Origin of the sequence: Serratia sp. FDAARGOS_506, assembly GCF_003812745.1 — a bacterium.
In the GTDB taxonomy this organism is placed as follows: Bacteria; Pseudomonadota; Gammaproteobacteria; order Enterobacterales; family Enterobacteriaceae; genus Serratia.
Map to the genome: position 1 here is coordinate 3,921,479 of NZ_CP033831.1, position 22,931 is coordinate 3,944,409.

19 protein-coding genes and 1 riboswitch are annotated in these 22,931 nt (G+C 59.9%); of the genes, 9 read left to right on the plus strand and 10 right to left on the minus strand.

Features of this window, described 5'->3' with window-relative positions:
• Window positions 1-19: 19 nt before the first annotated feature.
• Window positions 20-2,449 (minus strand): DUF3772 domain-containing protein, encoded by a 2,430-nt coding sequence (locus EGY12_RS19035; RefSeq protein ID WP_172962937.1) that lies wholly within the window; start codon window positions 2,447-2,449, stop codon window positions 20-22.
• Between the two features lie 449 nt (window positions 2,450-2,898).
• Between EGY12_RS19035 and EGY12_RS19040 the strand changes: the two genes are divergently transcribed.
• From EGY12_RS19040 to EGY12_RS19050, 3 genes are all read left to right on the plus strand, one after another.
• The gene (locus EGY12_RS19040; protein ID WP_123895000.1) at window positions 2,899-4,629 is read left to right on the plus strand and encodes an ABC-F family ATP-binding cassette domain-containing protein; all 1,731 of its coding nucleotides are present in this window, start codon (window positions 2,899-2,901) and stop codon (window positions 4,627-4,629) included.
• Window positions 4,630-4,676: 47 nt separating this feature from the next.
• A complete protein-coding gene (locus EGY12_RS19045; RefSeq protein WP_123895001.1) occupies window positions 4,677-5,117 on the plus strand; it encodes a GNAT family N-acetyltransferase in 441 nt (146 codons plus the stop codon).
• A gap of 66 nt (window positions 5,118-5,183) precedes the next feature.
• Window positions 5,184-6,029 carry an inositol monophosphatase family protein gene (locus tag EGY12_RS19050; protein ID WP_123895002.1) on the plus strand — a complete coding sequence of 282 codons (846 nt, stop codon included), beginning with the start codon at window positions 5,184-5,186 and terminating at the stop codon, window positions 6,027-6,029.
• On the opposite strand, the gene EGY12_RS19055 is transcribed toward EGY12_RS19050, so the two are convergent.
• From EGY12_RS19055 to EGY12_RS19075, 6 genes are all read right to left on the minus strand, one after another.
• The gene (locus EGY12_RS19055; RefSeq protein ID WP_123895003.1) at window positions 5,972-7,348 is read right to left on the minus strand and encodes a cation diffusion facilitator family transporter; all 1,377 of its coding nucleotides are present in this window, start codon (window positions 7,346-7,348) and stop codon (window positions 5,972-5,974) included. The two genes, EGY12_RS19050 and EGY12_RS19055, sit on opposite strands and share 58 nt — an antisense overlap.
• Window positions 7,349-7,374: 26 nt before the next feature.
• On the minus strand, window positions 7,375-7,554 hold the full coding sequence (locus tag EGY12_RS19060) for a hypothetical protein (protein ID WP_004938106.1): 180 nt from the start codon (window positions 7,552-7,554) through the stop codon (window positions 7,375-7,377).
• A 109-nt stretch (window positions 7,555-7,663) separates the two neighbouring features.
• Complete coding sequence (gene mgtS, locus EGY12_RS23320; protein ID WP_004938109.1) at window positions 7,664-7,756, minus strand: protein MgtS; 93 nt, start codon at window positions 7,754-7,756, stop codon at window positions 7,664-7,666.
• Window positions 7,757-7,890: 134 nt separating this feature from the next.
• Window positions 7,891-8,913 (minus strand): magnesium transporter, encoded by a 1,023-nt coding sequence (locus EGY12_RS19065; RefSeq protein ID WP_049199101.1) that lies wholly within the window; start codon window positions 8,911-8,913, stop codon window positions 7,891-7,893.
• A gap of 75 nt (window positions 8,914-8,988) precedes the next feature.
• Window positions 8,989-9,162: riboswitch (M-box (ykoK) riboswitch) on the minus strand.
• 143 nt (window positions 9,163-9,305) lie between these two features.
• The gene (locus EGY12_RS19070; protein WP_371415372.1) at window positions 9,306-10,937 is read right to left on the minus strand and encodes an ABC transporter substrate-binding protein; all 1,632 of its coding nucleotides are present in this window, start codon (window positions 10,935-10,937) and stop codon (window positions 9,306-9,308) included.
• A gap of 163 nt (window positions 10,938-11,100) precedes the next feature.
• Complete coding sequence (locus tag EGY12_RS19075) at window positions 11,101-11,370, minus strand: hypothetical protein (RefSeq protein ID WP_049199097.1); 270 nt, start codon at window positions 11,368-11,370, stop codon at window positions 11,101-11,103.
• Window positions 11,371-12,114: 744 nt separating this feature from the next.
• Here EGY12_RS19075 and EGY12_RS19080 point away from each other — a divergent pair.
• The 4 genes from EGY12_RS19080 to EGY12_RS19095 all read left to right on the plus strand — a co-directional run bounded on the left by EGY12_RS19080 (window position 12,115) and on the right by EGY12_RS19095 (window position 16,633).
• Complete coding sequence (locus EGY12_RS19080; protein WP_123895005.1) at window positions 12,115-12,690, plus strand: hypothetical protein; 576 nt, start codon at window positions 12,115-12,117, stop codon at window positions 12,688-12,690.
• Window positions 12,691-12,965: 275 nt separating this feature from the next.
• Window positions 12,966-13,982 carry an iron ABC transporter substrate-binding protein gene (locus EGY12_RS19085; RefSeq protein WP_123895006.1) on the plus strand — a complete coding sequence of 339 codons (1,017 nt, stop codon included), beginning with the start codon at window positions 12,966-12,968 and terminating at the stop codon, window positions 13,980-13,982.
• A gap of 33 nt (window positions 13,983-14,015) precedes the next feature.
• Complete coding sequence (locus EGY12_RS19090; protein ID WP_123895007.1) at window positions 14,016-15,599, plus strand: iron ABC transporter permease; 1,584 nt, start codon at window positions 14,016-14,018, stop codon at window positions 15,597-15,599.
• Window positions 15,596-16,633, plus strand: coding sequence for an ABC transporter ATP-binding protein (locus EGY12_RS19095; protein WP_123895008.1), 1,038 nt, complete (start codon window positions 15,596-15,598; stop codon window positions 16,631-16,633). Before EGY12_RS19090 ends, EGY12_RS19095 begins: the two co-directional genes overlap by 4 nt.
• 32 nt (window positions 16,634-16,665) lie before the next feature.
• Here EGY12_RS19095 and EGY12_RS19100 read toward each other — a convergent pair whose 3' ends face one another.
• Window positions 16,666-18,162, minus strand: coding sequence for an alpha/beta hydrolase (locus EGY12_RS19100; RefSeq protein ID WP_123895009.1), 1,497 nt, complete (start codon window positions 18,160-18,162; stop codon window positions 16,666-16,668).
• 220 nt (window positions 18,163-18,382) lie between these two features.
• On the opposite strand from EGY12_RS19100, the gene EGY12_RS19105 reads away from it, so the two are divergent.
• Together EGY12_RS19105 and fusA are read left to right on the plus strand one after the other, a co-directional pair.
• Complete coding sequence (locus tag EGY12_RS19105) at window positions 18,383-18,631, plus strand: DUF883 family protein (protein WP_004938127.1); 249 nt, start codon at window positions 18,383-18,385, stop codon at window positions 18,629-18,631.
• Window positions 18,632-18,868: 237 nt separating this feature from the next.
• Window positions 18,869-20,974, plus strand: a complete 2,106-nt coding sequence (fusA, locus tag EGY12_RS19110) for an elongation factor G (RefSeq protein ID WP_015377944.1) — start codon at window positions 18,869-18,871, stop codon at window positions 20,972-20,974.
• A 27-nt stretch (window positions 20,975-21,001) separates the two neighbouring features.
• Here the strand turns inward: fusA and EGY12_RS19115 are convergent, their stop codons facing one another.
• Both EGY12_RS19115 and EGY12_RS19120 read right to left on the minus strand, forming a co-directional pair.
• Window positions 21,002-21,970: a DMT family transporter gene (locus tag EGY12_RS19115; RefSeq protein ID WP_123895010.1), complete on the minus strand. Its 969-nt coding sequence runs from the start codon at window positions 21,968-21,970 to the stop codon at window positions 21,002-21,004.
• A 98-nt stretch (window positions 21,971-22,068) separates the two neighbouring features.
• Window positions 22,069-22,896, minus strand: a complete 828-nt coding sequence (locus EGY12_RS19120; protein ID WP_123895011.1) for an AraC family transcriptional regulator — start codon at window positions 22,894-22,896, stop codon at window positions 22,069-22,071.
• Between the last annotated feature and the right edge of the window lie 35 nt (window positions 22,897-22,931).

A 22,931-nucleotide genomic window follows, 5' to 3' on the forward strand; every position in this document is an offset into this window, starting at 1 on the left:
CCGCCGCCTCAGGGCTGGACTAGGAGGAGTGTTCCTCTTCGTTGGCCTGATATCGCGTCGCCTGCTGCTTCATAAACACCACTTCCTGCGGGCTGGACAGGCTCACTTCCTGCGCGCGCAGCAGCTTGAGGATATTGAACAGCAGTTCACTCTTGGTGGCGCCGACCATGCGCGGACTCGGCACGTAGCCGGTCACGCTCAGGATAATGCCGTCCGGCCCCAGCTGGCTGAAGCGCACGTAAGGCGCCGGCGTTTCCAGAATGGTTTCGTACTCGTTGTAGGCGCTGAGCAAGATATTGCGCACCTGCTCCGGATCGATTGAGGTCGGGAACGTCAGCGCGATGGTCACCACCCCTTGCGCATTACCCATAGTGGCGTTGCGCACGTTCTGCGAGATCAGCTGCGAGTTCGGTACGATCATGGTGGAACGGTCGCTGAGCTGGATTTCGGTGGCGCGCACGTTGATGCGCCGCACGTCGCCTTCCACGCCGCCAATGCCGATCATGTCTCCGACCTTCACCGGACGCTCGGTCAGCAGGATCAGGCCGGAAATAAAGTTCTTCACGATCTCCTGCAAACCGAAACCGATACCGACCGACAGGGCGCTGACGATCCACGCCAGGTTGCTCCACTGGATGCCCAGCGCCGCCAGGGTGATCAGAATCACCAACACATAGCCGATATTGCTGAACAATGTCACCAGAGAGGCGCGGATGCCGACGTCCGAGATGGTTTTTGGCAGCAGTTCCGATCCCAGCCAGCGCCGCACCGCACGCAGAATGTAGATGCCGATCGCCAGGCAGATCACGGCGTTGAGCAGGTTGCCGGGCACGATATTGAAACGCTGCAGCCCTTCGCCGGTCAGGATGGAGACGATTTTCTCCATCAGCGAGCCCGGCGTGGTGCTGCCGAACGAGCCGTTGAACAGCGCGACGATCATCAACAGCAACAGTGAACATTTGGCCAGCGCGGTGGTGATGATCGACATCTGCTCCAGATGGCGATCCTTGAAGCTAAGCGTTTTCTTCAGCATCTTGCCGCTGACGGTCTGCGGCGAAAACAGCGCGGCGCACAAGTCGGTGGCGAACAGCACCATAAAGTAGAACGCCATCAGCACCAGCACCACCCAGATCAACTGGTAGGTCAGGAAGCGAGCGAAGGCGATGTAGCCGATGAGCAAGGAAAGCAGGATCACCACCGAGCAGACCAGGGTGACGAGGTGCACCAGTCCGCCGACCAGCGTGCGTTTTTCCAGGTGCGCGCCCTGCTGTTCCAAACGGCGACGAATGCGCTGGCCGCGCAGCGGCGCTGCCAGCAGCACCATGCCGATCAGCCCCGCGACCAGGCCGTTGCCAAAGATGGTGGTGGCCAATGAGGCGCTGACGACGTTGTTGATCAGCTCCACGGTGCCGAACGCCAGCGCCAGGCCGGCCAGCAGCGGCGAGAAGTAACGCAGCCCGGCGGCCACGTCGTTATCCATGGAAGCCAAACGCCACGACGGGCGATTCAACGACAGCGCCGCACGCCCCAGCCCGGCGATCAGCGCGCAGAAAATCCCCAGACGGTTGAAACCTTCGGCGAAATCCTCCAGCGTCACCGGCAGCGGCTGCACGCGCACAAAGACGTAATACAGCAGGTTCAGCGCGATTGAGGTGGTGACCACCGTCACCGCCACGGTGACGATCGCCATGAAGCTGCGGCGCAGGCGCCCGTCCGGCAGGAAACGGATGCTGACCCAGGCGAGGAAACGCTCGGAGAAATAGCGCCCCCAGGACCAGACAATCACCGCCAGCGCCAGCAACGCCAGCGTGCCGTACCGCCACTCCTCCTGCCAACTGGCGTCCCAGGCCGCTTTCATCTCGGCGTTGAACTGATCCAGCCGCTGCACGTCATCCGCGGACGGCTGCACCACCGGCGCCCAGAATTTGACGCCCAAAATGCTGCCGGTATTCAACGCCAGCTGGGTTTTAAACGCTACCCGGCGCAGATCGCCGATCTGTTGCCCCAGATCGAAGGCGCTGGTCTTGATGGCCTGCGCGCGTTTTACCGCATCATCCAGCTGTTTTTTGCTATTGTTCAGCGCGTTGCGCTGCTGGGCCACTGCGGGAGTTTCCGGCAGCGCGCCGGCAGCCGGGGCCGGCCCCAGGACGTCCAACTGCGCCTGCAGTTTCTCCTGCAGCGGCTGCAGATCGGTAGACAGTTTATCCATGCCGGCAACCAGATCGTCGGTCGCCAACCGCAGTTTGCTGAGCTGGGTGTCGGTGGTCGCTTTGGAAACCAGCTGCTTCATGCTGTCCAACTGCTTTTGCGCGGCTTTCAGCTGCGTAGCGGGATCGGGCGCGCTTTCGGCGGCGGGATCATCCTCGGTGGCGGCGACGGCGCCGAGCGGCGTCAGCTGCAAACCAAACAGCAATAACAACAACAGCAGGAACGGGCGAGGCTTTAACATAAATTCAGTGCTCAGCATCATTATCTGATAGACAGACGAACAGGCGGCGGCAGAACCGTCGCTTAACCATAAACGCTAATTATAATAGCTGCTTAATGTCGGCCGAAATACAGTAATTATTCCCATTGTGTGCCACACGCACCCGCCGTACTTAGCTTGCTGATTATTCAAGCACTTTTACACTGGCGGCGCGATAAAAAGCGCTCTATACTCCTGCCACCGATTAACCTGCAACCAATAAAGGAGGATTACTATGCTGACGTGTGAACTGTTTTTTCACTCACACTTCTTTGGTAATCGCCGCCGCTCAAGCATTACCGGTATCGTGCTGCGATAACCCAGCTTGAGCGAAGCTTACTAAAATCCGAGATCTTCCCTCCGGCTTACCGGGTTGTCGTCAGCGATGTTTGACGATAGGCATTGTTATGCCTGTAACTCTTGAGTAAGCAATGAGCACACTACTGTCTGCACAATCTGTCGGTTACGACAACGCGTTCGGCACCCTGCTGAGCGAGATTTCCTTCAGCCTGAAAAAAGGCGATCGCATCGGTTTGATCGGCGACAACGGCTGCGGCAAAAGTACCCTGCTGCAACTGCTCAGCGGCGATCTGCCCACGCACGCCGGAACGGTGACATTGTCACACCAATGCCTGATGGCGCGCATCGAACAACACCTGCCGCCCGAGCTGCACGCAAACACCCTGCTGGATGCGGTGCTGGCACGGCTGCCGACTGGACAACATCTCAGCGAACGCTGGCGCTGTGAAGCGCTGCTTGCCGAGCTGGGGTTTGAACCGGCGAGCTGGGCGTTGACCGCCGGCGCTCTCAGCGGCGGCCAGCACACCCGTCTGCTGCTGGCGCGCGCGCTGATCCGTCAGCCCGATCTGCTGCTGCTTGACGAGCCCAGCAACCACCTGGATCTGCCCACGCTGCTGTGGCTGGAGCAATTCCTGCGCAGCTGGAGCGGCAGCTTCGTGCTGGTGTCGCACGATCGCTATCTGCTCGATCAGGTGACCAACTGCACCTGGATCCTGCGCGACAAAACGCTGCAGTTCTTCCGCTTGCCCTGTTCCGCCGCACGCCACGCGCTGGCGGAACAGGACGCCGCAGACGAGCACCGTCGTCAGGCCGAGCAAAAAGAGATAGACCGGGTGGAGAAAAGCGCCAAACGCCTGGCGACCTGGGGCAAGGTCTATGACAACGAAGATCTGGCGCGCAAAGCCAAGCAAATGGAAAAGCGCGTCGATCGGTTGAAGGAGGAACAGACCACTCTGACTGCCGGCAGCCCGTGGCGGCTGCGATTACAGGGAGAGGCGCTGGACGCCGATCGCCTGCTGGCGCTACCGCAATGGGCCGTGCGCCCGGCGCCGGATGCGCCGGTGCTGTTCAGCCTGGAACATCTGCGCGTGAAGAGCGGCGATCGCATCGCCATCGTCGGGCGCAACGGCTGCGGTAAATCGTCGCTGCTGCGCTTGCTGTGGCAAGCGTATCAGCAGCCCACGGAACGCGCGGCAATCTTCCATCCGCGCGTGCGCATCGGCTATTACGATCAAAGCCTGCAACAGCTGCGCGATGAAGACACGTTGAACGAAGCGCTGGCGCAGTTTGCGCCGCTGACCGAGGAACAGCGAAAAATGGCGCTGATCGGCGCCGGTTTCCCTTACCTGCGCCACCATCAGCAGATCCGTTCGCTGAGCGGCGGCGAGCGTTCGAGGTTGCTGTTCGTCGGCCTGACGCTGGCCAACCATTCGCTGCTGCTGTTGGACGAGCCCACCAACCACCTGGACATGGCGGGCAAAGAAGAGCTGGCGGAAACGCTGCGCCAGTTCGCCGGCGCCGTCATGTTGGTCACCCACGATCGGATGCTGCTCGAACAGAGCTGCAACCGCTTTTGGCTGATCGACCAGCAAAAACTGGAGGAGTGGCACGATCTGGCGCCGGTGTATCAGCGCCTGGGGGGCGAAGCGCCGGCGCTACCGACGGCGGACAAGGCCGACGCAGACGGCCCGACGCCGGACGAACGACGGGAAGGCGAAGAAGCGCTGTTGACCGCCCTGTTGGCCCTCGAAAGCAAACTGGAGGACGATCTGGCGCGCAAGCCGAAGCACCAGAAGCCGGCGCTTCAGGCGCGCTGGCGCCGCGAGATTGCCGACATCACCGCCCGGTTGAATCTGGGCTAACCTTGACAGGCCGCCATGCGGCGGCCTGTTTTTTGACGGAGTGCGACATGGCATTTTCCCTGGAACAAGCCTCACTCGCGCAGCGGCCACAGCTGGCGGCCATGCTGTCCGATTACCTTCGCGAACTGGGCGCCGATGAAGCTTACCCCTATCTGCCGCTCTACTGGCGTGAGGCCGGCCGCTACCCTTATTTGATTTTGAGCGATCGGCAAACGGCCGGTTTCGCATTGGTCAGGAGACTGGACAACGCTACCGTCGAAATGGCGGAGTTCTACATCAAGCCCGAATGGCGCCGCACCGGGATGGGACAACGGGCCGCGCGCGCCTTGTTCGCGCAGCATCCCGGCGGCTGGTTGCTGTCGGTCAGCCAGGATAATCCGCGCGGGCTGGCGTTTTGGCGCTCGGCAATACCGGTCAGGGCCACGACCGAACCGCGTTCGGCCTTCGACGCCACGATACTGCTACGTTTTTATTACTCGCCGCGCTGAGCGACACATTACTTTCATCCTTTTATGGCAGGGTAAACCGATTCGTTCTTTGCTATCGAGTCTACCATGACTTCACTTTCCCCACGAGACATCGAGGCGCGCTACCGCTTTGCGCGTGAGATCGCCCGTGTCGCCGCCGATCTCGCCTTCAGCTTTTATCAACGGCGGCAAAGCCTGGCTGTCGACTTCAAACAGGGGCTGCAGGACGTCGTCAGCGAGGCCGACCGCCGCGTCGAAGCGCTGATCCGCCGTATGATCAGTCGCCGCTTTCCCCAGGACGGGTTTCTCGGTGAAGAGAGCGGCAGCAGCGGCGAGAACGCCACCTGCGTTTGGGTCGTCGATCCGATTGACGGCACCGCTTGCTTCCTGAACGGATTGCATACCTGGTGTATCGCGATAGGCGTGGTGATCGACGGCGAGCCGACGATCGGCGTGGTCTACGATCCCAACCACCGCGAGATGTTCCGCGCCTGCCGCGGCGGCGGCGCCTTCCTCAACGGGGAACCGATAGGCGTGCATGCCGGGCGCAGCGTCGCGGATGGCGTGATGGGCGTCGGAATTTCACCGCGCGCTTCGGCGGCGGAATTCAGCGGCTTTCTCTGTCGCCTGCTGCAGGCGGGAGGGATGTTTGTGCGCAGCGGCTCCGGCGCGTTGATGACCGCTCAGGTGGCCGCCGGACGACTGTTGGGCTATTACGAACCACACATGAACGCCTGGGACAGCCTGCCTGGGTGGGTGTTGACGCGCGAAGCCGGCGGCGTAGCGAATGACTTTATGCACAACGACGGGTTGCGGCGCGGCAACCCGCTGCTGCTGGCCAACGCGGCGCTCTATCCGCAGTTGGCCGAGCTGATTCAAATGCCGGGCTTGATCGGCTCGACGTGCCCTATCGCGCGCGTGATCGCCGGATAAAGCGCGCGTAGCCGGCGCTCGACCCGATCGACCGCGTCGTGTGCGGTGGCGATGGTTACCGCCGGCGACACCCGACAGTGGAAGTTGACGATGATGCCACCGTCGGTCTTGCGCGCACGGACGTTGTGTACGTCTTGCACGCTATCCTCCTGCTCCAGAGCCGATTGCAGGATCCGCCGAATGTCGGCCAGTTCCGTCGCATCGACATCCTCGCTGGTCAGCCAATGCGGCGTATGCGGCTCCAGGTGCGTTTCTATCTCGGTGTCTTCACCGATCGCCTGGCGCAGGATCCCCTCTATCTCCGTAGCGATGTCATGCGCCTGCGCCACGCTGGCGTTGGCCGGCACCGCCAAATCCATGCCGATCGCCATGCGCGTCGGCAGCTGCTGCAAGGTCACATTCTGCACCTGCGCGCCGTGGTTGGCGGCGATCGCCCGAATGCGCGTCGCCATGTCTTCATCGCTGCGGGTCTGCGGTACCGCGATGACGGTGAATTCCGCGCTGGCATACTGCTCCCGCAGCCGCTCGACGATTTCTCGCTTCAGCGCGTCGATGCGTTCCAGCGGCAAGGTGCGGCACACCGCCACCGTGATTTCGACGAACAGCACCGCACCGGCGTTGCGAATGCGTACGCTGTCACAAGCCAGCACCGCCGGAAAACTTGCCAGCGTGCCGCGGATCGTCTCGGTCGCCCCGGCGGGCGCAGCATCCATCAGCGAGTCGAAGGAGCGTTTACCCAGTTTGATCGCAGCGACAAAGATAAAGCCGGCGACGATCAGCGCGGCAATAGCGTCCGCACGGCCAAAGCCCAGCAGCACAAACACCATGCCCAGCAGCACCACGCCGGACGAAAGCATATCGGAGAAGAAATGCAACGCATCCGCTTCCAACGCTGCGCTGTCGGTCGCTTTAGCGACGCGGTTGAGCGCACGCACGCGGAAGAAATCGACGCAGATGGAAATCAGCAGCACCGCGATCACCGCCGGTGCGGCGACGATCTCATGCGGCTGCCCGAGCAGGCTGCTGCCCGCTTCGTAAACGATCCAGCCCGCGGCGCCCAGCAACAGCAGCACCTCGAACAGCGCCGCCAGGTTTTCTACCTTGCCGTGGCCGAAGTGGTGATCGTCATCGGCGGGCTTATCGCTGATGCGCACCGCCAGCCAGGTGATGCTGGTGGCGATAAAATCGGTAAAAGAGTGAATGCCTTCGGATATCAGGCCAATACTGCCGGTAAAAATGCCGGCGACGAACTTGCCCGTAGCCAGTAACCCGCTGGCGATCATCGAGTTTCTGGCCACGGCCTGTTTTTCATTCTGCATTATGCTGCTCACATTCGGACGGTGATTTATTTTTTTACTTTAGAGGATAATTGCCAGACAAAGGCGATCAGCAGCATACTGCCAGAAAATGTCAGCATGAGGCTAGTAAGAAAATTGGATTTTCCGGTGGAATAAAAATAAATCTCATTAACGCCCACCGAGATCATTAAAATGGCGTAGAGCAATCCCAGAATAAGAATCGTCATTATTATCAACTCCCGTATCAGGCCGCGCGTTCGGCGTGCCGCTAAAAATCCTCCCCATAAAAATGAGCGGTTACGGGGAGGATGCGTCTAGGCGGATCTTTTGCGTTCATCAATCATCCCATTTGGTGCTCATATAGGCCGCCAACAGGCCCAGTGAGCTGATCATTGCCAGGAATCCCATAAAAATAGTCATGTTTCCCATTATTTTGTCCTCAGGTTAAATGTTATCGATAAAAGCCCCTTGCGTTAAATATCGGGGTTGGTCGGCATTCATGTTTTTTAACGCCCTCCTCATTAATGATTTACATCTCCGCCCGCAAGATCGGGCGGAGGCGGTTAAATACCCAATACCTGCTGGGCAATTTTGAAATAAATAATCAGGCCGGTGCCGTCGATAAAGGTGGCGATAAACGGCGCAGACACCACCGCCGGATCGATGCCGAGCCGTTTCAACAGCATCGGAATGATCGACGAGACAATCGCGCTCCACACGGTGATCGCTACCAGCGACAGGCTGACCACCAACGTCACCTCCATGCCGACGCCCATGATCCAGGCGCGTACCCAGGCCGCCAGGCCGATGGTGACGGCGATCAGCAGCGAGGTCGTCACTTCTTTGCGGATCACCGCGCCCAGATTGCGCAGGCTGACCTCACCCAGCGCCATGGCGCGCACCAGCGTCGAGGTGATCTGGGTGCCACTGTTGCCGCCGGTGCCGATCAGCAGCGGGATGAAGAACGCCAACGCAATCGCCGCTTCGAGCTGATCTTCAAACGCCTTCAGCACGTTGCCGGTGTAAGCTTCGGCGACGAACAGCATCAGCAGCCACACCGAACGTTTACGCCACAGCGCCCACGGGCTGGTCTCCAGATAAGGCTTGTCCAGCGGCAGGCTCGCGCCCTGGCGCTGCGCGTCTTCGGTGTTTTCATCCTCGACCAGGCGGGCGATCTCTCGCTCCCCCAACACGCCGACCAGCGTGTTGTTCGCCACGACCGGCACCACGTCCAGGCCGCCCTTGCCGAGCAGGTGCGCTACATCGTTGCGATCGTCGTCGGGCGAAACCTGAAAATAGCTGTGATCCATCATCACGCCGACCGCTTTATCCTGCTCATCGCACTGCAGCAGTTTTTTTACCGACAGCGTGCCGCGCAGATGATAATCGTCCGCGGTAATAAATACCCGGGTGGGAATTTCGTCCGTTTTAAGCTGTGAAAGTAAATATTCCCGGGCATGATTGACCGTCATCGTTGCGGGAACAGTAATAAAATCGGCGTTCATATAACCGGCGACCGATGTTTCGTCGAGAGTTTCGGTCGCGCTCAGCGCCGGAGAAGAATAGTGTTGATGTGACTTAATCATTTTGTCAGTCCCTATTTCTGTTTTGAACTTCAACAGCGAATCGCATAGGGGCGTAACCACAGAGGGAGTGCAGACTGCCTATCTCCGCGTCCAGGTTTTAGCACTATACAACGTATCCGAGCTGTTACTCGGAAGTTACTTTGGGCTGAACCTTAATCCGATAAAGCCTGTCTTAACCTTGGGCATCTCTCGATGTCGTCAGATCAGTAACCTGTGTTTGTATAGGAGCCTCGCCAAACGAGATACTGCATATAAACTACCGGCGCAGTATAGGCGGTGTTTTCTTCAGCAGGAAGAAAAGATTGTCCGTCGTTTATGGAGTATTTAGGATAATGTTATTAAACGCGAATCTATAAAAGCGACTGATATAAATCAGCCGCCTTTTTTATTTCTCAGTGTTCGAGAAGGTAGACGTTCTTATCGTACAAGGCGCCCTGAGGGGTAAAGTCGATCCCCTTCACGTAGGGTTTAATGAGCGTGGCGTTGGCCTCGTAGTACACCGGAGCCACCGGCGTATCGGCGGCCAGCACCGTCTCGGCCTGCTGGAAGTATTGCTGCACTTGCTGCGGCGTCTGCGCCGCCGTTGCCTGATGCAGAATGCGGTCGTAGTCCGGGTTATGGTATTTGGGGCTGTTCTCGCTGCTGTCGGAGCGGAACACGTTCAGGAAAGTGGAGGGATCGTTGTAATCCGCCAGCCAGCGGGTAAAGGCCACGCTGTACTGCCCGCGATTGATATTATCCAGCGTCACTTTACGCTCCTGGCTTTGCAAGGTGGCCTCTACCCCGAGGTTCTTTTTCCACATGGCGGCGGCGGCGATGACGATCTTCTTGATGGTGGCGTCGTTGCTGTACAACACGGTAAAGCGCAGCGGATTCTCGGCGTTGAAACCGGCCTGCGCCAGCAGTTGCTTCGCCTGAGCGTGCCGTTGTTCCGGCGTCCAGCCGGCCGCAGCGCCGGGCTGCAGGCTATAGCCGCCCGCCCCCGGTGGGGTAAAGGTCCAGGCCGGTTGTTGGCCATATCCCAGTACCTTGCCGGCGATAATCTCTTTGTCCAGCGCCAAATTCAGCGCCTGGCGCACCCGCAGGTCGTTAAACGGTGCCTGGCGGTTGTTGAAGGCAAAATAACTGGTGGAGAGCAGCGGATAGGTCACCAGCTGTTGCTCGCCGAGCGTTTTTCTCAGCTGCTGATACAGCTCCGGCGGCGTGGTATACCCCAACTCAACCTCGCCGGCGCGAAAACGCGCCACTTCCGGGAAGCCCTGTATTGGCAAGAACGTCACCTTGTTGAGCACGGTGTTGGCGTTGTCCCAATACTGCGGGTTACGTTCCACCACCACCTTTTCGTTCACCACCCACTGGCTGAGGCGGAATGCGCCGTTACCGACAAAATGCGCCGGTTGAGTCCAGTTCTTGCCGTACTGCTCCACCACCTTGCGGTTAACCGGCAAGACCGGAAAATGCACCAGCTGCTTGAGCAGGTAGGAATTGGGCTCCGACAGCGTCACCTGCAGGGTATGCACGTCCAGCGCCTTGACGCCCAGCTCGCTCGGCGGTTTGCTGCCGGCATTGATCGCCGCGGCATTCAACACATAGGCCGAAGCCAGATAGCTGCCGTAAGGCGACGCGGTTTTCGGATCGGTGAGGCGCCGCCAGCTGTAGACGAAATCGTCGGCGGTCACCGGATCGCCGTTCGACCATTTGGCCTGCGGCCGCAGATGGAAGGTCCAGACGTTGCCCTGATGCTCCCATTTCTGCGCCAACGCCGGGATCGCTTCACCGTCTTTCCCGACGCGCAGCAGGCCTTCGAACAGATCGTTGAAGATGTAGAATTCCACGTTGCTCTCGGCCAGGTTCGGATCCAGCGTCGCCGGCTCATACCCGTTGGCGCGCACCAATTCCTGTACCGGCGCCAATTTAGCGCCCGCCGGTACGTCGGCCGCCTGAGCGATCGCAGCGTTAAAAGCCAGGAGGATTAAACCAGTCAGTTTCTTGCCATTAAATGAATATTTCACGTCGACATCCATGGTTAGTGTTTTATCGCGTTTAATATGCAATGAGGCAGTGAAATAAATTAAATCATTAATCGCTATGAGTCATAACCAAAAGCGGTGTTGAATTTCTTTCATTATCAAAGGAATATTCCTCACCGCTCAGTCGACGCCCAGCGCAAACGCGTGCTGCCGGCTTCTACTTGATGTTCACGGTCGTGATACCGAACAGCGGCAGGCCTTTAGCCGGTTTCGGGCCGGGTTCCCCCCACACCATTAACGGTTTGCCGCTCGCCTGCGCCTGGATCGCCAGACTCACCAGCAGTTTCGGATAAGCTTCATTGGCCGCTACCGACAGTGGGAATACGTTTTCGTATAGCCCTCCATCGATCGCCATCTCCACATGTACGCAGTCATTGACCACATCGATGACTACGATCGGATTGGTATAAAATGGTCCATTAGACATAGGCACCTCTCTCGATATTTTTACTGAGCATGAGTCTTAATTCGCGTCGGCAGGTATGGCCGCGAGCACATGTTATTAACGCCTTAGCGAAATCCAGACGGAAAGAATGAAATGACGGGAGAAAAATATCTCCAGCCGATAACAAAACGTCAACATTGCAACGGACAAACCTCCATTACAGGTTTGCCAAAGAACCGATATTAGTCAAATACAAAACCAATCTTAATTGTCATACTGATGAATACACTGAAAATATCCAATAAAAACAAACAAAGTAATGAAAGCCGCCACATAAAAATACAAGCACCTCAACCACTTACAGAAAGGAAAATAATTTAAATTATGCAAATCAAACAATTGCAAAAAACAAAAAGAAGATTAACAGCAAAATAATAGACTAAAGAAATCAATAGCATTTCAATTTAAAAATAACGTTAAAAAACCATCTTGCTATTTCCATGACGCCTAACTACCTTTAAATGGCTTCTGATCCCGCATGAAGCCATCGCCGGTAAAAACAATAACTGGCGAATGATTGAATAAACAATGATTATCAAAAGAGCAAAACGGAAATAAGATTCATTGGCGTAAAAATATGACGTTAATGGCCTGTTTGCCATAGCGTTTCTCTGTCGATGATAAATGACTATTTCCATTCGGATGCAATTACCTGTCTGGTTGCTAACCGGATTCAGCGTGATATGCATTTCAGACTGACTCAGCAAAAATCACAGGAGTTTACCTATGCCTTCATTGCAAGATATTACGCCTGAACAGGCTAACGCATTGAATAAACAATCACGTGACGCTTATAACGCGGAAGTACAGAGCCGTCAGGCGCTGCTCAACCAACATCCGCAATTGAAACCGGCGTTCAACCAGCAAGTGCATCCACAATCCTTGTGTGGATGCGGGTGCCAACAAAATATCTGCGGCTACTTCAGCTTCCAAGGCTGTGGATGCGGATGTGGCTGCGCGCCACATGCGGAGACCGTGCAAATTTCCGCACAGCTCGCCAATATTGGTCCCAATGCCCCATTAAGCGGTACATCGGTGCGTTTTATCGGCCAGGCCACCGGCACCGGCTCAGGCGGTAACATCAATATCCCGACGATCTATTTACAAGGCACCGTGCCCGATGCCGAAAATCTGATCGGCGTTCCGTTAACCCTGCAATTGGCCATTAACCCCGGTTCGATCGTTCTGACGCTGCTGGAGAATGGCCGGGTGCTGACCTCTTTGGTTCATCCGCCGCAGTACGCTGCCAGCATCAACGGGCAATTCTTCGGCTTCGGCAACGGTGAGTTCGTGCCGGCCTGACAAGAAGCAAGCCTGACGGGCGGCCGCCTGCGATGGCAGGTTGGCCGCTCACTGTGAGATAACACGCCCCAATTCCATTCAGGCAATCAATACAGATTATCCCAGCCGAAACTTAACTTATCCTTAGGGCGATTCATTTTGTGAGCGATCGTCAAAAATAATTTAATACGAATCGTTTTCACTATCATTATTGATGTTCTTGGCTAAAATCGGGCTGCTTGCGCTTGCCAGGCGATATTCGTTTTCCTCATTCGAACGCTAAAAAGGATAACTGCATGAAGCTGCGTATTTCATCTCTCGGCCCTGTCGCCCTGCTCGCCTCCTCGATGATGCTGGCCTTCGGCGCTCAGGCGGCCTCCGCCGATCAGGGCATCGTTATTTACAACGCCCAGCATGAAAATCTGGTGAAGTCCTGGGTCGACGGTTTTACCAAAGACACCGGCATCAAGGTCACGCTGCGCAACGGCGGCGACAGCGAGCTGGGCAATCAGCTGGTGCAGGAAGGCAGCGCTTCGCCTGCCGACGTCTTCCTGACGGAAAACTCCCCGGCGATGGTGTTGGTGGATAACGCCAAGCTGTTCGCCCCGCTGGACGCCGCGACGCTGGCCCAGGTGGAACCGCAGTATCGCCCAAGCCACGGCCGCTGGACCGGCATCGCTGCCCGCTCCACCGTGTTCGTCTACAACCCGGCCAAATTGACCGAAGCGCAGTTGCCGAAGTCGCTGCTGGATCTGGCCAAACCGGAATGGAAAGGCCGCTGGGCCGCCTCGCCGTCGGGCGCCGATTTCCAGGCGATCGTCAGCGCGCTGCTGGAGCTGAAAGGCGAGAAAGCGACGCTGGAGTGGCTGAAAGCGATGAAAACCAACTTCACCGCCTATAAGGGCAACAGCACGGTGATGAAAGCGGTCAATGCCGGCCAGGTCGACAGCGGCGTGATCTATCACTACTACCCGTTCGTGGATGGCGCTAAAACCGGCGAAAACAGCAATAACATCAAGCTGTACTACTTCAAACATCAGGATCCGGGCGCGTTCGTCAGCATCTCCGGCGGCGGCGTGCTGGCTTCCAGCAAGCATCAGCAGCAGGCGCAGGCGTTCATCAAGTGGATCACCGGCAAACAGGGCCAGGATATCCTGCGCACCAACAACGCCTTCGAATACGCCGTCGGCGTCGGCGCGGCCTCCAACCCGAAACTGGTGCCGCTGAAAGATCTGGACGCACCGAAAGTAGACGCCGCGCAGCTGAACAGTAAAAAAGTTGTCGAACTGATGACCGAAGCCGGCCTGCTGTAAAACCCGCCGGCAAACCGAGAGTTTTTGATCGTTATGTCAAACCTGAGTACCCACGCCGCGCAGACCGCGCGGCGTTATTCTGTTGTCCCCCGTCACCAGCGGCCGGGGGCGATCGTGGTGGCTAGCGCCGTATTGCTGTCGCTGCTGGCGCTGTTGCCGCTGGGATTCGTTATCGGCGTGGCGTTTGAAACCGGCTGGCAAACGGTCAAAGCTCTGGTTTTCCGCCCGCGCGTGGCGGAACTGCTGTTGAACACCCTGCTGTTGGTGGTGCTGACGCTGCCGATCTGCGCCGTGCTGGGCGTGGCCCTGGCCTGGTTGACCGAGCGCACCACGCTGCCGGGCCGCCGTTTCTGGGCGGTGTTGGCCACCGCCCCGCTGGCGGTGCCGGCCTTTGTGCAAAGCTATGCCTGGATCAGCCTGGTGCCGTCGATGCGCGGCCTGGGCGCCGGGGTTTTCATCTCGGTGCTCGCCTATTTCCCGTTCATTTACTTACCGGCCGCCGCCGTGCTGCGCCGGCTGGATCCCGGTATCGAAGACGTCGCCACCTCGCTCGGTTCCCGCCCGCTGGCGGTCTTTTTCCGCGTAGTGCTGCCGCAGCTGAAGCTGGCGGTCTGGGGCGGATCCCTGCTGATCGCATTGCACCTGCTGGCGGAGTATGGCTTGTATGCCATGATCCGTTTCGATACCTTCACCACCGCGATCTTCGATCAGTTCCAGTCGACCTTTAACGGCCCGGCGGCCAACATGCTGGCCGGCGTATTGGTGCTGTGCTGCCTCGGGTTACTGTTGCTTGAGGCTCTCAGCCGCGGCCGCGCGCGCTATGCCCGTGTCGGTTCCGGCAGCGCACGCAGCCAAACGCCGCGTCGCCTTTCGCTGCCGCTCGCCGCGCTGGCGCTGCTGCTGCCGATTTCGCTGACCGCGCTGGCGCTGGGCGTGCCTTTCATTACCCTGGCCCGCTGGCTGTGGCTGGGCGGATTCGAGGTGTGGCGCAACGCCGAACTGTGGCCCGCGCTGTGGCAAACGCTGTCGCTGTCCGCCGTCGGCGCTTTGCTGATCACGCTGTGCGCCATTCCGATGGCCTGGCTGTCGGTGCGCTATCCGGCCCGTCTGTACCGAGTGCTGGAGGGCTGCAACTACGTCACCAGCTCGCTACCCGGCATCGTGGTGGCGCTGGCCCTGGTGACCATCACCATTCACAGCTTCCGGCCGATTTACCAAACCGAAATCACCCTGCTGCTGGCGTATCTGCTGATGTTTATGCCGCGAGCGCTGATCAATCTGCGCGCCGGCATCGCGCAGGCGCCGGTGGAATTGGAAAACGTGGCGCGCAGCCTCGGCAAATCGCCGGCGCAGGCGCTGTGGAGCACCACGCTGCGGCTGGCGGCACCGGGTGCCGCGGCAGGCGCGGCGCTGGTGTTCCTGGCGATCGCCAATGAACTGACCGCCACGCTGTTGCTGGCGCCGAACGGCACCCGCACGCTGGCCACCGGATTTTGGGCGCTGACCAGCGAGATAGACTACGTCGCCGCCGCGCCTTATGCGCTGATTATGGTAGCGCTGTCATTGCCGCTCACCTGGCTTCTTTATTCTCAATCTAAACGCACGGCGGGACTATGAGCACGCTCGAACTGCACGGTATCGAAAAATCTTACAACGCCATCAGGGTGCTGGAACACATCGATCTGCAGGTTGCCGCCGGCAGCCGTACGGCGATCGTCGGCCCTTCCGGCTCCGGCAAAACCACCCTGCTGCGCATCATCGCCGGCTTTGAAATTCCGGACGGCGGCCAGATCCTGCTGCAGGGGCAAGCCATGGGCAACGGTGGCGGCTGGGTGCCGGCACATCTGCGCGGCATCGGCTTCGTCCCGCAGGATGGCGCGCTGTTCCCGCACTTCACCGTCGCCGGCAACATCGGTTTTGGCCTTAAAGGCAGCAAGCGTGAGAAACAGCGGCGCATCGAGGCGCTGATGGAGATGGTGGCGCTGGATCGCCGTCTGGCCGCGCTGTGGCCGCATGAGCTGTCCGGCGGGCAGCAACAGCGGGTGGCGTTGGCGCGCGCCCTGTCGCAGCAACCCCGGTTGATGCTGCTGGACGAACCGTTCTCGGCGCTGGATACCGGCCTGCGCGCTGCCACCCGCAAAGCGGTCGCCGAACTACTGACGGAGGCCAAAGTGGCGTCGATCCTGGTCACCCACGATCAGAGCGAAGCGCTGTCGTTCGCCGATCAGGTGGCAGTGATGCGCAACGGCCGGCTGGCGCAGGTGGGTGCGCCGCAAGATCTCTATCTGCGGCCGGTCGATGAGCCGACCGCCAGCTTCCTTGGCGAAACGCTGGTGTTGACCGCCGAACTGGCGCACGGCTGGGCCGACTGCGCATTGGGGCGCATCGCCGTCGACGATCGGCAACGCAGCGGCCCGGCGCGCATCATGCTGCGCCCTGAGCAGATTCAAATCGGTTTGTCAGATCCGGCGCAGCGCGGCCAGGCAGTGATCACCGGCATCGATTTCGCCGGCTTCGTATCTACGCTCAACCTGCAAATGGCCGCCGGCGGCGCGCAAATCGAGATCAAAACCGTCAGCCGCGAAGGCCTGCAGCCCGGTTCTCAGGTCAATCTCAACGTGATGGGTCAGGCGCATATTTTCGCCGGCTGACTCACTTAAGGCCGGGCTTCCGCCCGGCCTTCTCAACGGCAAGTCTTGTCGTGGCGCGGCTTTTTCGGCGCCAGCAGATAATCCACCACGCTTTCGTCAACGCAGCTGTCGATGCCGTTCAGCGCCAGCGTATGCCCGTCGCGTTCGCGAGTGATCAACGGGCTTTTAAAGGCGGCGGCCATCACCTGCGCGTTGCGGTACGGCGTGGTCGGATCGTAGCGCTGCGCGACGAACAGCAGCGGCGGCAACGCGGCAGACGCCACCGGCGTATGCGGCCGATCTTTGCCGCGGTACGGCCACAGATCGCACATTTCCAGCGGGTATTCGTGCAGCGGCAGATAGTGGGCATACATAGCGGCGGTATTGATCTCCTGCCGCTGCCGGCGCAACAGTTGCGGATCGGCCGTCGGGTTGGCGACGTCGGCGCAGGTGATGACGTTCAGGGCGTCATCGGCATCCGGCGAATAGCTTTCGTCGATCAGATCGGAAACCTGCTGTCCGGCGATCCCGGCATCGAGCTGGCGCAGCACGGTCGCCAGCTCGTGCCAACGCTCCGGCCACAGCAGCAGCGAACGCGTGACCGTCAGCACGTCGTCGGCGGAGATTTCATAACCCGCCGCGGTGACGAACGGCTGCTCATGCAGCTTGCGCAGCAAGGCGTGATAGCGCTGTAGCGCCTGATTGGCGCCGCCGCCCAGCTGGCAGCTGTCGGTTTTACCGCAGTAGGCGGCGAAACGCAGGAAGCTTTGCTGGAAGCCCCGCTCCTGGTTCAGCCGCTGGGTGAAATCGTCCTCCGCCAGATCCACCACCCCGTCAAGCACCAGCGCACGCGTTTTCTTCGGAAAACGCTCGGCATACAGTGCCGCCACCTTAGTGCCGTAAGAGTACGCCACCGCCGTCAGCCCCGGTTCGCCCAGCGCGTGGCGGATCGCGTTCAGATCGTTGACCGCTTCGTCGGTGCCGATATGTTGCAGCACGTCCGCGCCGGTCTGTTTAATGCAGGCGGAAATCAGGGTGCGCGTCTGGTTCTCCGCACCGGCCACGTCGTTGTCGTCCGGCGTCGGGATTTCGTCGCCTTCGGCCACCTGGCAGGAGATTTTCGGCGTCGATTGGCCGACGCCGCGCGGATCGTAACCGATGATATCGTAGGATTTTCGCAATCTGGCAACGTGAGCGTCATTACCCAAATAAGGGTTGATGCCCGGCAAGCCCGGCCCGCCGCTGATCATCACCACGCTGCCCTTTTTCGGCCCGGTAGCGGGCAACAGGGTCAGCGCCAAACGCACGGTCTGCTCGCCCGCCTGCGCAGCATGGGCAGGCGGCGTGGCGTAGGCTAACGGCACCTCGAGGTAACCGCAACGCAGCCCCGGCGGCGGCGCCTCATCGAACCAGCGCTGAAAACCGCTGTTGAGACAAGATTGCCATCGGATGCCGTTCTCGACCGCCGCGCCGTGAGCCGCAGGTTTGGCCAGGGCGGGCAACGCGGCGGCGGTCGCGGCGAACAGCGCCAGAATACGCAGTACTGACATGGGGAGTCCTTTCAACTCAACGAATCGGTCAAAGGTTAACGATACCCGGTTAAACAGCTAGCCAATAGAACACAAAAAGCCACGCGGGTGAAGCCGTCACCGCCCATCGGCAAGACTTTTCTCTGCTCGGATTGCTCTTATAACGCACAGAATGCTGCAAAAAACGTCACCCACCTGCTAGGCTTAGGGTTCGTTAACCCACAAGGATCAGGAGAGCAGCATGTTTGGAAAAGCGGAAGACAAAGCCAATGAAGCCGCAGGCGCGGTAGAAGAAGCGTTCGGCAAAGCCGTCGATTCGCCGGAGCATCAGGTGCGCGGTGCGGCGCGCAAATACGCCTCCCAGGCCAGCTATGCCGCCCGAGACGCCGCAGACAGCGTAAGAACCCAGGTGGAAGCCAACCCGCTGGCCGGCGTGGCCGTTGCGGCGGCGGTGGGCATCGTTTTCGGCTTCTTGCTGGGACGTAAATAAGCGGCGAATGCGCCGCTCGACAACAGGCCCGTTACGGGCCTTTTTTTCGTCCTTTCTCCACCTGTGCGCAAACTTTCATCTATCACAGCCATCGCTTAAAAAAACCAACGCCTTCAACTACGATTAGTTTGTGACCAGAGCGAGGCTCTGCGATCCGGCAGATAACCCTATGAGGATTATCACCATTATCCATGCTGTTTAAGCCGCTCTCCTTCACGCGGCTAAGAAAGGTTGATTATGGCTCGCACCACCCCTATCGAACGTTACCGCAATATCGGCATCTCCGCGCATATCGATGCCGGCAAGACCACCACCACCGAGCGGATTCTGTTTTACACCGGGGTCAGCCACAAGCTGGGTGAAGTACATGACGGCGCGGCGACCATGGACTGGATGGCGCAGGAACAGGAGCGCGGCATCACCATCACCTCGGCGGCCACCACCTGCTTTTGGAACGGCATGCAGCATAATTATCCGCAGCACCGCATCAATATCATCGACACCCCCGGGCACGTCGATTTCACCATTGAAGTGGAACGCTCGATGCGCGTGCTGGACGGCGCCGTGATGGTCTATGACTCGGTGGGCGGCGTGCAGCCGCAGTCGGAAACCGTCTGGCGCCAGGCCAACAAATATAAGGTGCCGCGGCTGGCGTTCGTCAACAAGATGGACCGCATCGGCGCGGACTTTTTCCGCGTGCGTAAAATGATGATCGAGCGTCTGAAAGCCAATCCGGTGCCCATCGTTATTCCGATCGGTGCCGAAGACCACTTCAGCGGCGTGGTGGATCTGGTGCGGATGAAGGCCATCCTGTGGGACGAAGCCTCGCAGGGCATGAACTTCAGCTTCGAAGAGATCCCGGCCGAGCTGCGCGATTCGGCGCAGGAGTGGCGCGAAAACATGATAGAAGCCGCCGCCGAAGCCTCGGAAGAGCTGATGGAGAAATATCTCAACCAGGTGCCGCTGAGCGAAGAGGAGATCGTCCACGGGCTGCGGGTGCGCACCGTCGCCGGCGAAATCCAGCCGATGCTGTGCGGATCGGCGTTCCGCAACAAAGGGGTGCAGCGCATGCTGGATGCGGTGATCGAACTGATGCCCTCGCCGCTCGACGTGCCACCGATGGAGGGCCACGGCGAACACGATGAAATCATCACCCGCAAAGCCGACGACAACGAAAAATTCTCGGCGCTGGCGTTCAAGCTGATGACCGACCCCTTCGTCGGCCAGCTGACCTTCGTGCGCGTCTACTCCGGGGTGCTGGCCAAAGGCAGCAGCGTTTACAACCCGATCAAGGGCAAAAAGGAGCGCATCGGCCGCATTGTTCAGATGCACGCCAACGATCGTAAGGACATCGACGAGCTGCACGCCGGCGACATCGCCGCCTGCGTCGGTCTGAAGGACGTCACTACCGGCGATACGCTGTGCGACCCCGGCGCCATCATCACGCTGGAGCGCATGACCTTCCCAGAACCGGTGATCGCCCAGGCGATCGAACCGAAAACCAAGGGCGACCAGGAGAAAATGGGCATCGCGCTTCAGCGCCTTTCTTCGGAAGATCCGTCGTTCCGCGTGCGCACCGATGAAGAATCCGGCCAGACCATTATCTACGGCATGGGCGAGCTGCACCTGGAGATCATCGTCGATCGCATGCGCCGCGAATTCGGGGTGGAGACCACCACCGGCAAACCGCAGGTGTCGTACCGCGAAACCATCCGCAAGCGGGTGGCCGACGTGGAAGGCAAGTTCGTGCGCCAGTCCGGCGGTAAAGGGCAATACGGCCACGTGGTGCTGACCGTCGAACCCAACGAACCCGGCAAAGGCTTCGAATTCTTCGATGAGATCAAGGGCGGCGTCATTCCGGGCGAATTTATCCCGGCGGTGAAAAAAGGCGTGCTCGAGGCGCTGAACAACGGCGTGCTGGCCGGTTATCAGGTGGTGGACGTCAAGGTGCACCTGACCTTCGGTTCTTACCATGACGTCGACTCGTCGGAACAGGCGTTCCGCATGGCGGCGATTTTCGGCTTCAAGGAGGCCTGCCGCCTGGCGGATCCGGTGATCCTTGAGCCGATCATGTCGGTGGAGGTGGAAACGCCGGAAGATTACGCCGGCAACGTGATGGGCGACCTCTCCTCACGCCGCGGTCTGGTGCAGGGCATGGAAGAGATCCCGGGCGGCGGCGGCAAGGAGATCCGCGCCAAGGTGCCGCTGTCCGAGATGTTCGGTTATTCGACCACCCTGCGGTCGATGTCGCAGGGCCGCGCCACCTACACCATGGAATTCAGCCACTACGCCGAAGCGCCGCGCAACGTGGCCGAAGAGATCATTCACCACAGCAAGCGTTAACCCTCGCGCCCGCCTTCGCGGCGGGCGTCACCCCTGCTTGTCCTCCAGCGCTACCACCACCGGCTGTGGCTTGATGCGCATGGCATACACCACGCCGGCGATCAGGCAGACGATGCCGGCCAGCGTCAGCAGCGGCGGCCAGGCCTGACGCAGCAGAAAGGTATAGGCCAACCCCGCCAGAATTTCGAACACGATGAGCGGCCCCACCAACACCGTCGGCAGCCGCTGGCTGGCTTCATTCCAGCACAGCGCCCCCAGCCAGGAGCAGAACACGCCGATGATCAGCATCAGCGGGATAAATACCTCGGGGCGCGGGCCGAACGGCAAGGCGAACGCCGGTTCGCTCAACGCCAATTGGCCACAGACCGCCAGATAGCCCAGCAGCGCCAGCGGCAGCGTCACCAGCCCTTGCGCCGTGGCCCAGGTAGCCGGCCGCTGCGTCGGGTTCTCACGCAGCCAGCGCGAGTTGCGCAGCGGGAACCAGGTCCAGCACGCCACCGCCAACAATGCCAACCCCAGGCCGCTGAGATAGCACCAGCCGTCGACCTGCAGCGCGTTGCCACGCAGCTCGGCGACGTTCACGCACGCCAACCCGCAGACGATCAGCAGCAGCGCCGGCGCCAGCTTGCCCCAGGCCAGCCGCCCGTCGTGCCGGCCGTAAAACAGATTGGCGCAGATAGCGATCACCACCGGCAAGGTGCCGATGATCATGGTCGATACCGGTGCGCCGGTGCGTTGAATGGCACTGGCCAGGCACAGGTAGTACAGCAGGTTGCCGATGGCCGTCAGCTTGAGCGCCTCCAGCCAATCCTGGCGCCGCAGCTTGCGCAGGCGGCGGCGATCGAGCCAGGCCAGCGGCAAGGTGATCAGCCCGAAGGCCAGATAGCGCCCGGTGGACTGCAGCGCGGCGGGATAATCCGGCACCAGCAGCGGGCCGACGAAGATCAATCCCCACATCAGCCCGGCGGCCAGGGCAAACACAACGCCAATAAACATAACGACTCCGACAAACGGCCGGTGCGGCCAACCCGCCCGACAAGACAGCGGCAGAGTAGCGAAAACGCGGGGAGGAATTATTGTAGCAGGTTGCTGTTTTAGCCCAATTTCACCTGTTTCTGGAAACGCACTGGCGTGACACCGTAGCGGTTGGCGAAGGCGCGCGTCAGGTGCGCCTGATCGGTCAGCCCCGCCGCCGCCGCCACCTGTGCGGCGGGCATGCCGCGCTCCAACATGCGTTTGGCCTGCGACAGCCGGATCGCCATCAGCATCTGCTGCGGCGAAACATGGCATTCGGCCTTGAACTTGCGCAGGAAATGGTATGGGCTGAGCGACACCAACTCGGCCAGCTGATTGAGGGTCACCGCCTCGGCGAAGTTGTCGTGCAGGTAGCTTTTTACCACCTCGAAACGGTGCGCCGCCTCGGCTTTTTCCCGCTGCCCGGTGCGGATATGCGGCTGCAACAGCTCGACCGCCTCCAACAGCAACCCGTCGAGCGTAAGCGGATCGTCGGTTTGCCACAGCGTGGCGAGAATGGCGGACAGGCGCTGCGCCGCTCGCGGATCGTGGCGCACCGCATCGGTGAACCACTGGCTCCGATCGCCGGACAGCTGCTCCAGCGCCTCAGGCGCCAGATAGAGCATGCGGTAACACCAGCCGCCCGGCGTTTCGGCTTCGCCGGTATGCAGCTCGTCGGGGTTCATCAGCACCAGCGCGCCCGGCGCCGCCAGATGCTGCGCGCCGCGATAACGGAAACGCTCCGCCCCGGTGTCTACGGTGCCGATAGCGAAGGCGTCGTGGGTATGCGGCTCGAAGGCATAGCGCTCGATATGCGCCTGATAGAGTTCGACGCCCGGCAGATGCGACAAATGCCGGAACTGCGCGCAATCCTTCTCGAACGGAAACTGTTGTGGTACCCCTTGCACCCGACCTCCTCGTCCGTGCTGACAATCTGCTCAGC

Coding starts and splice junctions, on each gene's coding strand:
- EGY12_RS19035 (WP_172962937.1), bottom strand. CDS start 2,449: ATGTTAAAGCCTCGCCCGTTCCTGCTGTTGTTGTTATTGCTGTTTGGT.
- EGY12_RS19040 (WP_123895000.1), top strand. CDS start 2,899: ATGAGCACACTACTGTCTGCACAATCTGTCGGTTACGACAACGCGTTC.
- EGY12_RS19045 (WP_123895001.1), top strand. CDS start 4,677: ATGGCATTTTCCCTGGAACAAGCCTCACTCGCGCAGCGGCCACAGCTG.
- EGY12_RS19050 (WP_123895002.1), top strand. CDS start 5,184: ATGACTTCACTTTCCCCACGAGACATCGAGGCGCGCTACCGCTTTGCG.
- EGY12_RS19055 (WP_123895003.1), bottom strand. CDS start 7,348: ATGCAGAATGAAAAACAGGCCGTGGCCAGAAACTCGATGATCGCCAGC.
- EGY12_RS19060 (WP_004938106.1), bottom strand. CDS start 7,554: ATGACGATTCTTATTCTGGGATTGCTCTACGCCATTTTAATGATCTCG.
- mgtS (WP_004938109.1), bottom strand. CDS start 7,756: ATGGGAAACATGACTATTTTTATGGGATTCCTGGCAATGATCAGCTCA.
- EGY12_RS19065 (WP_049199101.1), bottom strand. CDS start 8,913: ATGATTAAGTCACATCAACACTATTCTTCTCCGGCGCTGAGCGCGACC.
- EGY12_RS19070 (WP_371415372.1), bottom strand. CDS start 10,937: ATGGATGTCGACGTGAAATATTCATTTAATGGCAAGAAACTGACTGGT.
- EGY12_RS19075 (WP_049199097.1), bottom strand. CDS start 11,370: ATGTCTAATGGACCATTTTATACCAATCCGATCGTAGTCATCGATGTG.
- EGY12_RS19080 (WP_123895005.1), top strand. CDS start 12,115: ATGCCTTCATTGCAAGATATTACGCCTGAACAGGCTAACGCATTGAAT.
- EGY12_RS19085 (WP_123895006.1), top strand. CDS start 12,966: ATGAAGCTGCGTATTTCATCTCTCGGCCCTGTCGCCCTGCTCGCCTCC.
- EGY12_RS19090 (WP_123895007.1), top strand. CDS start 14,016: ATGTCAAACCTGAGTACCCACGCCGCGCAGACCGCGCGGCGTTATTCT.
- EGY12_RS19095 (WP_123895008.1), top strand. CDS start 15,596: ATGAGCACGCTCGAACTGCACGGTATCGAAAAATCTTACAACGCCATC.
- EGY12_RS19100 (WP_123895009.1), bottom strand. CDS start 18,162: ATGTCAGTACTGCGTATTCTGGCGCTGTTCGCCGCGACCGCCGCCGCG.
- EGY12_RS19105 (WP_004938127.1), top strand. CDS start 18,383: ATGTTTGGAAAAGCGGAAGACAAAGCCAATGAAGCCGCAGGCGCGGTA.
- fusA (WP_015377944.1), top strand. CDS start 18,869: ATGGCTCGCACCACCCCTATCGAACGTTACCGCAATATCGGCATCTCC.
- EGY12_RS19115 (WP_123895010.1), bottom strand. CDS start 21,970: ATGTTTATTGGCGTTGTGTTTGCCCTGGCCGCCGGGCTGATGTGGGGA.